Origin of the sequence: Ruminiclostridium hungatei (genome assembly GCF_002051585.1) — a bacterium.
Classification (GTDB): Bacteria; Bacillota; Clostridia; order Acetivibrionales; family DSM-1351; genus Ruminiclostridium; species Ruminiclostridium hungatei.
Window position 1 is genome coordinate 132,650 of the sequence record NZ_MZGX01000001.1, and the last position, 13,632, is coordinate 146,281.

A 13,632-nucleotide genomic window follows, 5' to 3' on the forward strand; every position below is an offset into this window, starting at 1 on the left:
AGTTACTCACACTGCCTGATTGACTCCTGTTATATGGATAAAATGGGTCTTGTAGGCATTTTTTGCCCAGGGCAGGTTCCAGGAGTCAAAGGAGTGGGTGGCGATTACAGGCTCATACCTCTGTGAACCGCTGTTATATACCTTTCCAACTATTATTGCCGAATGTTTTAACCCAAGAGCTGCAGTAAATTCATACTGGATAATATCCCCGGGAACGACAAACTGACCTACTTCAGCGGAATAGGCCATATCGCCTGTTATTACCTTTTCCATTCCCTTGGGCCCGAATTCCTTCTTGCTGTGATTTCCGGTGAGAACTGAGTTCAGCCCCCTGGCTGTTGCCCAGGTCCAGGAATAGCTGTCGCTCTTTGTGCCGGTATTGCCTTTTCTTATATAATACCATTGAAAAATTCCCTGGGTATCATTTCCGGCACCTCCGGCTCTCATACACTGGGAAATGAAATTTGTGCAATCTCCTCCTTCCCATTCCTGATCTCCCAGATTCACAAATTCAACCGAGTAATTTTTCCAGTACTTTTGAGCCCAATTGCATGCGTCATCCCTGTTATATATTGTTCTGGATTCTGATTCTATCGCCTGTGACTTGGGTATCAGTTGTATCCTGCCAGGACGGCTTGCCTTGGCTCTTTCCAGGGAAGCCACCGCCTCTTTCTTCAATTGATCCACAGTATTTGACATCTTATCATAAGCTGCATTTATGGATTCTTCAGAAGAACCGCGGTCGGTTTCGAATTTGTCACTGGATATAATCCAGTGGTTGTTTTCCTTGCCAAGGCAGAGCTGATGGTTTTCCGAAATCACTCCTACGACAGGGCTGCCCGAGGAGTTTTGTGCATTCCAGTGCAGACGGGCAGTTAAAAGTGCGGTTATTTTTACAGAACCGTCCCGGATTTCAGTATTTAACACCTTTACCGTGGGAAACACCTTTTGAATGGTGTAGTTGTTGCTGGAGTAGGCTACGAGAAAATCCTGCAAAAGCTGCTGCTTGGTAAATAAGAGGTATTTCCTTTGCTCCATGTTCTGATTGGAGTAATACTTGTCCAGGGAATCTACATTTCTTGTTATCAGGGAGTTCATTTTTTCACACAAATACTCTTTTACAAAACCGTCGGGGGATGAAAGACCCTCCGGCCGAGCAGCTATGCTGAAGGCTGAAGTAAAAATTAAAAACATGACAATACCCGGTATTAATATTTTTTTTGTCATATAAACCTCCTCATTTACTGAATGTTGTACTAGTGGTCTGTAACACCTAAAAGTCACACATTCCCGACGGTTAAATTCCTACAGAATTTCGTTGTCGTTCTTGCCAATACATACAGTATTGCCTTCGTCCTCCGCCTTATCCTGCAGAAATTTTCCACGCCGGCAATATACGTTTTAGATGTTACAGACCACTAGCCTATTATTAACTCAGGGGGAGTTTTCCTGACCTCTCTCTTCTTTTTCCTGTTTTTGATTATGGAAATTATCAATATAGCAATGGGGATCAGAAGCTGGGGAAAGATTGAAAGGGTGGCATCTCCCATGCTTTTTGCCCAATGGTACAATTCCACTGCGTCGGGAAAAAACCAGAAGCCCAGCACTATGGGAATCATTGCAAAAGCTGCTATCAGCGGCTTGCAATTCTCTATGCCAACTATCTCCGAGGTTATTTTTGCACAGCCATATATACAAAGTGTTGCTTTCACGCCGCCGCCAATCAGCAGGTTCATATCAACAAGAGGGTCAATGCTTATTCCTGGGATCATCTGAGCTGCCACATGTGAAGGGTATCTGATATAATCTGTCAAAGCAGGGCCTATTAACTGTATGTTTCTGGTGGAAGTGGTAAACATGATTGTAAAAATCACGGCTATTGCCCAATAGGTGGCCTTAAAACGGCCCTTGGCACTGGTGGTATAGGGAAGTACCATAATAAAAATCACAAAATCGCCATAAACATTGCTGATCAGGTCAATGCTGCTCCTTATTACGGGACCCACCTCCAGAAGCATGGGTTTGAAGCCTGTAAAGTCAGAGGCATCCAGCAAAGACAGCGTCACCACCATTACTGCGGCCGGAAGCAGCGGCACCAATACCTCACAGGTTTTGCCAATAACAGACAGGCCGCTTCTTGCGGCGTAAACAGCGCATATTATAAGCAGTGATACCAGAACAATCATAGGTGTCTCGGGATAACTTACAGCAATCATAAATTCACCGAAGGTCCGGGCATTGTAGGTGGATAAATACAGGAAATATAAGATATATACAATGCAAAACAGCTTTCCGCCTATCTTTCCAAAACAATACTCCAGTATTTCTACCAGATTTCTGCCATTATTTATTTTGGAGATATATAGATACAGGGTTATCAGAAGAGTGCCGCCCAGGGTGCCAAGCAGTACTGAAAGCCAGGCGTCTCTTTTGGCAGCCATGGCGGGGTTGGCAATGGAAGTGCTCCCGTAACAAAAGCCTATAACTATAATGGCCAACTGATAATTTGAAATTTTTGCATCTCTTTTCATTCCTGACCCTCCAGTCCCAAGTATTTTAAGGCGCTCATCAAGGCTTTCAGCGGATTTGGCGGCTGAAGCTCAAGGTTAATAAGGATTGCCAGCAATAAAACAAAGCCGGTTATGGAAAAATAAATTATCATTACTTTGACTCGTGATTTTGAATTAATCAGTTCCTTCAGACATATTAAAACTACCATTGCTATTCCGATAATTATTTTAAGTATTGTTACCACTCCATGCTATTTAATCTGGATGTTCTTGCTGATAAGGCCTGTTCTTAGTATCTTTGCCTCCACCTCCACCTTTACCTTTATATTAGGATAGATATCATCATTCCACTTGTCAGAAACGCTTTTCCAATAATCGGGATATTCGTCAAATACATGCATGCCAAAGCCGAAAATATCGCTCTTGAATTCCTGCTGGCTCTTTTTTATAGCATTTTCACAATCTTTTTTTATAGCCTTTTCAAGATTTTCACGGGTACAGCGGCAAAAGTCCAAAATGTTTTTTTCCTGGATAGCCTGCTGTTCTCCAATATTTCCCGAAACTTTGAGTTTAATGGTAATTTCGATTTTTTTATCAGTGGACAGCCCGACTTTTAATTTTGCCGAAGATTTCATGAGCTCCACACCGATGAGCTTCTCAGGCTTTTCGTTATGTGGAACTTCTATTATGGAGCTTTTAATGCGGTTTGTAATAAAACAATAGCCCCTTGTTTCATACTTGTCGAAATAGCCTGTCAGCTTGTCATTGTGAAAAATAGCCAGACCTTCGGTTATAGTTGATTTATCCTCCTTCAGGATGGTGCCTATGGAGAGCTCCCTTCCTTCAGAGGCCAGTTCACGGGCCATTTCCAGGAGATTGATTTCTTTTGTAAAGCCTCTGGCGTCGGAGTTCTTTATGGTATCTCTTATGAAAGCTCCCGGTACCTTGGACAGTTCATACTCCTGCTGTACTATTTCCTTTGCAGATGTTCCCTTTGCAACTATAACCAGAGATTTGAACTGGGTTTCATGATCCCTGAGTATAAAGTCTATATAGTCCTGCACTCCTGAACGTGCCAGTTCCTCACTGATGACTATGACCTGGGAGGAGCTGTAAAAAATTTTCCTGTTCACTTTGGACAACATTCCGCGCAAGGCTGCAAAAATCGTTTTGTCCACATGAGAAACCACAACATAGCTCTTTTTGCCACCGCCCCCACCGGCGCTGCCGGCACCTGAAGAACTTACATCCGTGGGTTTTATTATTTGTGCGGTAACCTCAATCTTGTCTCCCTTTTTATCAATTCCCAGGGCTGTAAGTATGGAGAGCTCGGTCAAATCCCTGTTATTCCAGCACCCGGTACAGTTTATCATGACAGCAGCCATCAGGATCAATACCGCCAGCTTCCTAGCCATCTTGTTCCCCCCTGTTCCTGTGGGGTTTTCCTGTGGTACGGTGATAATCACGCCCCTTTGCAAGAGAAGCCGGCCGTGTGTACATTTTCCATATGGGAGTGATAATAAGAGCGTCCTTCATACCGGACGTACGCAATGGTGCAAATGGAGAGAGATAAGGTACTCCGAAGGACTTCTTATTGCACAGGTATATGGTAACCATAAAGGTGACAAAGCCGATTCCCATCAGCCCCATGATATTTGCGGCTATTAATATGATCAATCTGGTTACTGCGCCGCTTTTCATAAGAGGAGGTACAATAAAGCTGCAAATTCCCGAAAGGGCTGCTATAATTACCAGGGGCGCGGAGGCTATACCGGCACTTACCGCAGCATCTCCCAGCACTATTGCGCCCACTATGCTTACTGCCTGTCCGATAGCCCTGGGCATACGAAGACCGGCTTCCCTCAGTATCTCAAAGGTAACTACCATTATAAGTGCCTCCAGAAACGCTGAAAAGGGTATGCCCTCACGGGTGGCTGCCATGGTCAGCATCAGCTTGAAGGGAATTATTGTCTGGTGAAATGCCGTTACTGCCACATATAGGCCGGGCAGATAAACTGAAATAAAAAATGAGAAAACCCTAAGAAGTCTCATAAGAGACGCAAAATAATATTCACCAAAGTAGTCCTCCTGCGCCTGAAAGCTTTCTATCATCATATATGGCACCGTCAGAACTGTGGGGGTGCCGTCCACCAGAATTGCAACTCTGCCCTCCAGTATTTTTGCTGCAACCTTGTCAGGCTTTTCGCTGTTACCCACAACGGGGAACAGGGGATATCTTCCGTCCTGTATAAACTGCTCCAGGTAACCGCTGGCTATAACTGCATCAATATTTATTTGTTCCAGCCGGTCTTTTACTTCCTGCACAACCTCCTGGGAAACTATCCCTTCAACATAGCAGATAATAATATCTGTATTGGTTTTTCTGCCAATACGCATGCTCTCAATTTTGAATTTTGTATTTTTTATCCTTCTTCTGAGCAGAACAGTATTAGTTCTGAGATTTTCAGAAAAGCCCTCTCTGGAGCCCTTAAGGCTGGTCTCCGTATCAGGTTCTCCCACCGGCCTTTTTTCGGGGGCCTTCAGCCCCAGCTTGAAGGCAGTGTGCTCTCCGTCAATATATACTGCCACATCTCCTGACAGAATACCGCTGACAGAGTCGGAAAAGGAGGTCAGGTCTTTTAAATCACTTATACTCAGAATTTTGTTTTTTAAATGGATTATTAATTCATTTTCCTTAATATCAGCTTTGAAATTTACTATGGGCTCTATGATATTTTCCGCCAGGATGGCCTTGTCAAAATATCCGTCAATACATGCGATAATAACCCTTTTCCCGGTGTTTCCCAGGACAATCTCGCGAACTACAAAATCGCTGCACAATGAAAACTCCTCGTTCAGTCTTTTTTTTACTTCTTCGATTGCCTCCGGGATTTCATCTTCCTTTTTACTTTTTTTAGCTGAAGCTTTTTCGCTTTTTTTTTCACTTGCAGCCTGATTTTTTATTTTATTATCATAAGTTTTTAAGCTCTTAAAAGTAGTCTTTTTCTTAATAAAGTTAAACATACCATCACCTTGGTTAAATTATCTCCAAAGAAATTGTTGTTATGCTGGGTATAAAATGTAAGCATTTTGGAAAATAATTGATAATGGCATAAAAAAATTTTTTTAAACCGGGAGTGCTTCAATAAATGGGTAAAGAAGACGATACAAATATGAAAAACAGCAATAACGTAATGTTAAAAACCCTATTAATTATGTCTCTTGTTGCAACAGCAGTTTTGTCGTTCTTTTGTTTAAGAAGCAATAACATTGTGGAGCTTTACAGGGAAAAATACAACAGTGAATGTGTATCTGCCATGATGATAATGAAATCAAACCATTCTCTGGCAGAAAACAGCAATTCCTATAAAAATCAAAGTCAAAAACTCAGTGTTGAAAATAATGATTTGAAAAAGCAGAATGAAAAATTTAAAAGGGAAATGGAAGCTCTGAAGGAAAAAAATCAACAGCTTGAAGCTGCAAAAAAGGCGTTGACGGGTGACAACCTGGAACTGCAAAAATCTTTAAAAAAGGCTGCTTCTGTAGGAGTTACACCCCAGTCCTACAAATATTATACCGAAGATGCACTAAAAACTACTATTACCAAGGGTAAATACCTGGGTAAATTCCTGGGCACAGCGTACACTCCTTCAAGTGAGGAATGCGGCAATGACAGGGGGATAACCAGTTCAGGACTGCCCATAGTACCAGGGGTGTCAATAGCTGTAGACAAGTCCCATTGGCCCTATGGAACCGTGTTTTACATCAAGGGACTTGGATATACCGTGGCAATGGATACGGGAAGTGCCATCAAGGGGAAGAAGCGATTTGATTTTGCTGTCTTTGATAAGAAGTTTGCCTATGAATTGGGAGAAGAATATTATGATGTTTATTTAGTAAAGCTTGGCAATGGAAAGATTGATGAATCTATATTGTCATAATCCGGTATAACCTCAGCATATAATAGAATATAATTAAAATCAGTTAAAAACGAGGAAATATTGACCAATTTAAAAAAATAGTATATAATATGAATATAAATTTAACTTAATATTATAATCGCTGAGTTACGGCATTTTGCCGTAAGCGGGGGAACCATAAATTGGGGTGAATCCTGAATATTCAGGTAGGGTTAGTCTCGACCAATCCGAATCCGTCAGCTAACTTCGTAAGCGTTGGGGAGAAAGTGAATCTTTATGACTTATGCTTCTTTTCAATGCTGCAGTTTTCTACTGTAGCTTTTTTATTTCGTTCAGTATTACAGAAATAAACCCTATTCATTTTCTTCAGTTAAATTTAATCATCTACTAACCACTATAGTTAAAGGGAGGGGTCTTTTTATGATTAAAGTTTGCATCTCAGGACTGGGACGCACTGGAAAAGAGATAGCCAAGGCCATACTGAACCAAAAGGAAATCCAGCTTGTATCGGTTGTATGCAGTCCTTCAAGCAAGTTGAAGAATCTGGAGCTGGGTAAGGTTCTGGGTATGGATAATACAGGCATAATTATCAGGGGCTCGGATAACCTGGAAGAAATAATTTTCAGAAACAAGCCCGATGTGGTAATAGACTTTTCCAATCCCAAGTCAGCGTTAAAAAATGCAGTTATATTTTCAAAGTACCGGGTAAATCTTGTGGTAGGAACTACAGGTTTTTCTTCCTACGATCTTAAAAGGCTCTTTATACTGTCCAGAAAATATAAAAATGGGATAGTTTATGCACCCAATATAACCCTGGGCGTAAATGTGCTTATGCTGCTGACAAACCTGACGGCAAGCCTTCTGAGCGGCTATGATTTTCAGATTACCGAGGTACATCATAAAAACAAACTGGATTCTCCGTCAGGTACAGCAAAAAAGATAGCTCATGAGATACAGGGAGGGCTTAAAAACACAGGCATCAGTATTTCAGCGTCCGATGTTCCCATAAATTCCGTAAGGGCCGGAGGAGTCATAGGCCGCCACGAGGTAATGATCGTAGGAGAAGACGATAAAATCGAAATAAGCCACGAGTCCTTTTCAAGAAAAGCTTTTGCCCTGGGCGCAATCCAGGCTGCCAAATTCATACACAAAAGGTCCGGTTATTATGAAATGAGAGATGTACTTGATCTTGACAGGGTACTGAAAACCTACATTGAAAGTAATGACAGGCTCAAGAAAAGAAGCATGGAATTAAAGCAAAAATCTGTTTAAAAAAGAATAAATCTGGCTGGTAGATATCTCATGTCGTATCAATCATCCTAAAAAAATGAGGCACCCTATTTTGATATGCTCCCTTTATGAGAGACAGTGAAATAACAAACACTGTTTATCATGAAGGGAGTATATCATTTTTCAGGGTGCCCCATTTTTTTTATCAGTCTGAATAAAAATCTTATTATATAATAAAACATCAGTAGAAATTCAATAATAATCAATATTGAAACGATAATCACCAGGTCTCGGTTTTCATCCAGTATTGTCTTGATTTTTGATTTGTAATCCTGGGGAGCTACAACTTCTCTGTTTGAATACAGGTCTACGTCAATTTCCGTACCATCCTCCAGTATGTATTTGAGGACACCTGCAACAACATCGGTTTTCAGAGGAAGGACCAGCTTCTCATTTTTTATAAAGCCGATATCCTTGATAAAGCTGCGACCTATGGGATAAGTATAAAAAACATCAATTTTGCTTATGAGATTCACATCCATATCCTGCACGTTGATTGTTCTTAAGGGAATGCCCTTGGAAACAAGCAGGCCATTGTAAAAGTTGGTAAAGCCATAGTCGAACAGGCTGGTGGTCTGGGACAGGGCACTGTCTTCATCCTTGTCGAAAACCACTGCCAAAAGCCGGCGGCCGTCCCTGGAGGCGGTAGTAACAGCTATTACACCCTGTTTGGGATTTGTACCTATCTTTCCGCCGTCAATGCCGTTATAACTCCAGAATAGCTTATTCTGATTGGTGAGAATGGAGGAATCCTTGCCGTCAATCCACGCAGTTCCTCTTGAACCGAAAATAGTGTTGAAAACCGGGTTGGCTATTGCAGATTTGATCAGCTTTGCAATATCGCTGACAGAAGTATACTGCTTTTCGTCATACAGGCCGGTGGGGTTGACAAAATACGTATCGTGGAGCCCCAGCTTTTTGGCGGCCTCATTCATATAGCCTACAAATTTGTTTACGTCCCCGTCGCCTGCATATTCGGCCAGCGCTATGGCTGCATCGTTTCCAGGAGTGAGCATGACTCCGTAAAGCAGGTCTTCCACGGTGTAAAGGTTACCCACTGTAAGATTTAAAGAGGCCCCGTTTATACCCGCGGCATTCTTGCTTATGGTGACTTTGGAGTTCAACTGGGTACGGTCTATGGTGATAAGTGCTGTCATCAGCTTGCACATTATAGAGGGAGACAGGCTGATATTGGCTTCTTTTTTATATAAAATCTGCCCCCTCATAGTATCCATAAGAATTGCGGAATTGGCAGAGAGCCCTTCTTCAGGGGTCCAGGCTAATACCGGTACATGGTTAAAGGCTATAAAGATTGTAAGCAATAAAAAGGAAACAAGCTTCTGATGTAGTTTCTTCATCTATTTCCAAACCTCATAGTTTCTAGAATTTTTCTTATGTAAAAGTATCTGAAAGTATCTATATATAATGATAGATTATTAACTATTTTTTCACAAGGTAGAATTTATTATTAAATAATTAAATTACCATTACAAAAATTTGTCAGATTTGTACTATGTATATAAAAATACGTTAATTACCATAATACTCTTAAAAAGTATAAAAATTTTTGAAGGCAGAGGGAGTATACATTGGGCTTTTTAAATTATCTTATTTTCAAGGAGCATAACAAGACAGAGGAATTTGTCCTCAGAGAGAACAAAAGACGTGACTGCGACACGGTTCATAACGCTGCGTCCCTGGATGTGTTTGAAAAAGAGGCTCTGGAGGATGACTTTACAGACTGTACGGTCAGTGATGAAATTCTTAAAAAGAAAATATCGGGTGATCTGGGCTTTAATATTAATGTAATAAAGAAAATATATAAAATCCCTGGCAATAGCGACCTGGTGAGCAGGCAATTCAATATTACCGTGGCCGACAAGGTTCTCAAGGGGTTTATTGTTTTTATTGACGGGCTTACCGACAGGGTCAGTATCAGCAATAACATCCTGCAGCCGTTGATGCTGCTTTCAAATATTGATATCAGGGAAGACGTAAAAAACCTGGGAGAATTCATATATAACAGACTTCTGCCCTTTAATCAGATTAAAAAGGTGGATAATTACAAGGAATTGGTGGGTAATATTAATTTCGGAGGCTGCGGGATTTTCATAGACGGCCTGGATTATGCCTTTGCTGCCGATGTAAAGTCCTGGGAGCACAGAACGGTGTCCTCACCAAATTCGGAGACCGTTATCCGGGGGCCCCAGGAGGCCTTTAATGAACAATTGAGGGCCAATACGGCATTAATCAGGAAGATTCTGAAGGACAAGGATCTCATGGTGGAGGGTACCACTGTGGGCAAACGGAGCAATACCCCCTGTGCAATATTGTATATACGGGATATTGCAAATGATTCGCTGGTGCACGAGGTTATAAGAAGAGTCAAAGGCATCAAGGTGGACTATATATTTGATACCGGTGAGCTGGAACAGCTTATTGAAGATAATACCGTTCTGGCAGCCCCGCAGATCATTGCCACTGAAAGGCCGGACAGGGTAGCTATGATGCTGGCACAGGGAAATATTGCCGTGGTCATGGACGGAAGCCCCTTTGTCCTGGTAATGCCGGCAACCATAACAGAATTTCTTCATACTACTGAGGATACAAATATCAGATATCCCTACGTGAATTTTATAAGAATAATCAGGATAATCGGAGTACTGATTGCGCTGCTGCTGCCCGGACTGTATATTGCCGTGACTAATTTCCACCAGGAAATGATACCCACAAATCTGTTGTTTGCCATAGAGGCTTCAAGAGAAAATGTTCCCTTTCCGTCGGTAGTTGAAATACTTATTATGGAATTTTCCTTTGAACTCATAAGGGAGGCGGGTATCAGAGTTCCCGGGGCAATCGGCTCCACCATAGGCATAGTGGGAGGCCTGATACTGGGACAGGCTGCCGTATCGGCAAATCTGGTAAGCCCCATTATGATAATAATAGTTGCAATAACAGCACTGGGCTCCTTTTCAATTCCCAGTTTCTCCATGTCCTTTTCAATCAGGCTTATACGGTTTGCCTACATCATATTGGGAGCAACGGCAGGTTTCCTGGGAATAGCTCTGGGACTGCTGGTGAATTCTCTTATGCTGGCGGCCTCAAAGTCCTTTGGTGTACCTTTTCTGACACCCTTCGGACCCATAACCAATGGAAAGTATTCGGATAAGCTGTCCAGAAAGCCCATTTGGAAGCAGGAGAACAGGCCTGACTATTTGAATCCCAAGGATATTAAAAGCCAGCCCAGGATCAGCAGGAGCTGGACTGTGAAAAATAACGAGTCAGAGGGTGATGAGGATGAAGACTAGAATAAGCTTTGGTACATGGGAAGCCATAACTGTATTGGTAAACTTGATATTTGTCCAGGTGCTTTTGTCGTATCCCCAGGACATGGCCGCCTTTGGAGGCAGTGCCGGGTGGATGATACCTGTGGTTTCCACCTTGCTGATTTTAATATATTTTTCAATAATTGTTGCTTTATATAAGAATATAGGAAGCATGGATTTACTGGATATCAGTCAAAAGGTGGGCGGAAAGGTATTCATGGTGATTATGGGCTTCCTGACTGCAGGTTTTTTGTTTTTTGAGCTGTCTACAGGGCTTGGGGGATTTTCTCAAGTGCTTAAAATGATTTCTTTGGACAAATCCCCTCTGGGCTTTGTTGAAATACTGTTTTTGTTGGGAATAATATGCTGCGCCTATTTTGGAATAGAGGCGGTGGTGAGGATAAATGCTTTTTTGCTCCCGGCGGCAATAGTTGGCTTCCTGCTTATAACCATAGGTGTCATACCCCAGTTCAAAATAAATAATTTGCTGCCAATTCTGGGCAATGGCTATATGCCCGTTGTCAGAGGGGGCCTGTATAAGCTGTCGGCTTTTTCGTCCATGATAATACTGTTTTTTTTGGTACCCTTTTTTAAAAGCAGGTATATAAAGAGAGTGGGATACATGACCATCCTGATTTCCGGACTGCTTTTATTCTGGGCAACGCTGTCCTTCCTGCTTTTATACCCCTACCAGATATCAGCAGAGAACAAGGTGCCGGTATTTCAGATGGCCAAGCATATAGAATTCGGCAATTTCATTCAACGTATTGAATCGGTATTCGTACTTGTTTGTTCCATATCCTCTCTGCTTTATTTGGGAGTAATTTTTACCTTTATAATCCACATAATTAAAAAAACTCTGAGCTTGAAAAAATCCAGGCCCATAATTCTTCCTGTAGCCATTCTGGCCTTAACCCTGTCCGACAAGCTCAAGGGAATGAAAATAGACCTGGTGAATTCAAGACTCTCAGACCTTATATGGCTTGTGGGCCTGGGCTTGCCCCTTGTTATTCTCATACCGGGAGCCCTTAAGAAAGCAGGAAGAAGAATTGAAGAAGGAGGCGGGGGAAATGAATAAGGCAGGCAGGTTTGCAGCAGTGTTTCTATGCCTGGCACTTTGCACCGGTATGCTGGCGGGCTGCTATGACAACAGGGAAATTGAAGACCTGGCATATGTTATTGCAATCGGTATTGATGAGGCGGATGGAAACAACTTCAATCTGACCTTCCAGACTGCAGTACCCCAGGCTATTACCGGAGGAGGGGGAGAGGGCACCGAGATTACCTCCTACAAGACGGACAATTTTCTGTCAGGCTTGAAAAAGTCCAGTCAATACCTCACCAGGACAATCAACCTTTCACATACGAAGATAATCGTTGTCTCGGAAGCAATAGCCAAGAAGGGGATTACTGCTTTCGTCAACGGTTTGCAGCAGGGTATGCAGATAAGGCAGGACATCAATATAATAGTTGCTGCCGAGGGGGCAAAGAAATATCTTGAATCTATACAGCCAAAGCTGACGTCAAATCCCTCAAGGTATTATGAACTTTTATTCAAATCCTATGAATCGGATTTTCTGGTGCCCAATGCCAGGCTGCAGGACTATCTGTACAGGTCAAAGAATCAGGGAGCACAGCCCATAGCCATATATACAGCCGTTGACAACAGCATTGCAGAAAGCAGTAAGCCCGAAGGCGGCGGAGGAGGCAAGAAAGACTCAGGCGGCGGAGAGAAAAAATCCGGCGGGGGTTCTGAAAAGGAAGGCGGAGGAGGGGAAGGCGACCAAAAGAAAATGTCTTTGGAAGGCCTTGCAGTCTTCAAGCAGGATAAGATGGTAGGACGTCTCAATGCCAGGGAGGCATCCGTATTTGCTTTAATGACCGGTTCAAACAATATAAACCTGGATATTGAAGACCCCCTTGATCAAAAATTTAAAGTACTGAGCATCTTAAAAAGAGAGAAGACCTCAAAAACAGAAGTGAGTATCCAGAATGGAAAGCCTCAAGTAAACATTGAACTGAACCTTGATATAAATGTCCAGTCGGTTCAGAGTGACAACGATTATGATGAACCTGAAAAGGCGGAGAAATTGAGCGCTGCATACAAGGTACAGCTTGAGAAGGAGATTCAGAGCCTCCTCAGAAAGCTGACCTATGATTACAAAACCGATATATTCGGCTACGGCGAGCTGGCAAAAGTAAATTATACAACGATAGACAGATGGGAAAAAATCAAATGGCCTGATATTTTCCCGGAAAGCAAATATAACCTGAAGCTGGAGGCTGAAGTAATAAGACACGGATAGCAGGGAAACGGAGATGTATATATATGATATTCAAGATTGTTATGCTGCTCATTGCAGCGTGGATAAGCATCTATACTTTTAGCTTCGGCGTATGGACCTGGAATAAAAAGAACAGGTTCGGGGCCTTTGTTGTCATGCTTATTGCCCTGGCTGCAACGGTCACGCCGTTTATGTATTTGTTTTTAAAATAGACTAAAGGCACTGTGGGAATGTCAATAATTAATATGTATATCCAACATACAATTTCAAAGCCATGGCAAGCTGGTTTTACAGCCTGTCA

12 protein-coding genes and 1 riboswitch are annotated in these 13,632 nt (G+C 42.3%); of the genes, 6 read left to right on the forward strand and 6 right to left on the reverse strand.

The genetic code is table 11. The features are described 5' to 3' along the window. Positions 1-6: 6 nt before the first annotated feature. From CLHUN_RS00605 to CLHUN_RS00625, 5 genes are all read right to left on the reverse strand, one after another. Positions 7-1,227: an amidase domain-containing protein gene (locus tag CLHUN_RS00605; protein ID WP_080062627.1), complete on the reverse strand. Its 1,221-nt coding sequence runs from the start codon at positions 1,225-1,227 to the stop codon at positions 7-9. A gap of 191 nt (positions 1,228-1,418) precedes the next feature. Beyond that, entirely contained in the window at positions 1,419-2,531 is a 1,113-nt protein-coding gene (locus CLHUN_RS00610; protein WP_080062628.1) for a GerAB/ArcD/ProY family transporter, read from the reverse strand. Further along, positions 2,528-2,719, reverse strand: coding sequence for a hypothetical protein (locus CLHUN_RS00615; protein WP_080062629.1), 192 nt, complete (start codon positions 2,717-2,719; stop codon positions 2,528-2,530). Before CLHUN_RS00615 ends, CLHUN_RS00610 begins: the two co-directional genes overlap by 4 nt. A 42-nt stretch (positions 2,720-2,761) precedes the next feature. Beyond that, positions 2,762-3,925, reverse strand: coding sequence for a Ger(x)C family spore germination protein (locus CLHUN_RS00620; RefSeq protein WP_080062630.1), 1,164 nt, complete (start codon positions 3,923-3,925; stop codon positions 2,762-2,764). After that, positions 3,918-5,534 carry a spore germination protein gene (locus CLHUN_RS00625; RefSeq protein ID WP_080062631.1) on the reverse strand — a complete coding sequence of 539 codons (1,617 nt, stop codon included), beginning with the start codon at positions 5,532-5,534 and terminating at the stop codon, positions 3,918-3,920. Before CLHUN_RS00625 ends, CLHUN_RS00620 begins: the two co-directional genes overlap by 8 nt. A gap of 125 nt (positions 5,535-5,659) precedes the next feature. Between CLHUN_RS00625 and CLHUN_RS00630 the strand changes: the two genes are divergently transcribed. Then, positions 5,660-6,451 carry a 3D domain-containing protein gene (locus CLHUN_RS00630; RefSeq protein WP_080062632.1) on the forward strand — a complete coding sequence of 264 codons (792 nt, stop codon included), beginning with the start codon at positions 5,660-5,662 and terminating at the stop codon, positions 6,449-6,451. Positions 6,452-6,560: 109 nt separating this feature from the next. Continuing rightward, a riboswitch (cyclic di-AMP (ydaO/yuaA leader) is annotated at positions 6,561-6,700 on the forward strand. 153 nt (positions 6,701-6,853) lie between these two features. Then, positions 6,854-7,702: a 4-hydroxy-tetrahydrodipicolinate reductase gene (dapB, locus tag CLHUN_RS00635; RefSeq protein ID WP_080062787.1), complete on the forward strand. Its 849-nt coding sequence runs from the start codon at positions 6,854-6,856 to the stop codon at positions 7,700-7,702. 134 nt (positions 7,703-7,836) lie between these two features. Here the strand turns inward: dapB and CLHUN_RS00640 are convergent, their stop codons facing one another. Then, positions 7,837-9,078 carry a D-alanyl-D-alanine carboxypeptidase family protein gene (locus CLHUN_RS00640; RefSeq protein WP_080062633.1) on the reverse strand — a complete coding sequence of 414 codons (1,242 nt, stop codon included), beginning with the start codon at positions 9,076-9,078 and terminating at the stop codon, positions 7,837-7,839. Positions 9,079-9,309: 231 nt separating this feature from the next. Here CLHUN_RS00640 and CLHUN_RS00645 point away from each other — a divergent pair, with 231 nt between their 5' ends. From CLHUN_RS00645 to CLHUN_RS21950, 4 genes are read left to right on the forward strand one after another with little or no spacing between them, the layout of a single operon-like run. After that, complete coding sequence (locus tag CLHUN_RS00645) at positions 9,310-11,028, forward strand: spore germination protein (RefSeq protein ID WP_080062634.1); 1,719 nt, start codon at positions 9,310-9,312, stop codon at positions 11,026-11,028. Further along, positions 11,018-12,124, forward strand: coding sequence for a GerAB/ArcD/ProY family transporter (locus tag CLHUN_RS00650; protein ID WP_080062635.1), 1,107 nt, complete (start codon positions 11,018-11,020; stop codon positions 12,122-12,124). The genes CLHUN_RS00645 and CLHUN_RS00650 overlap by 11 nt, the downstream gene beginning before the upstream one ends. Continuing rightward, the gene (locus CLHUN_RS00655; protein WP_080062636.1) at positions 12,117-13,352 is read left to right on the forward strand and encodes a Ger(x)C family spore germination protein; all 1,236 of its coding nucleotides are present in this window, start codon (positions 12,117-12,119) and stop codon (positions 13,350-13,352) included. Before CLHUN_RS00650 ends, CLHUN_RS00655 begins: the two co-directional genes overlap by 8 nt. Positions 13,353-13,375: 23 nt before the next feature. After that, the gene (locus CLHUN_RS21950) at positions 13,376-13,543 is read left to right on the forward strand and encodes a hypothetical protein (RefSeq protein ID WP_165755607.1); all 168 of its coding nucleotides are present in this window, start codon (positions 13,376-13,378) and stop codon (positions 13,541-13,543) included. Positions 13,544-13,632 lie beyond the last annotated feature (89 nt).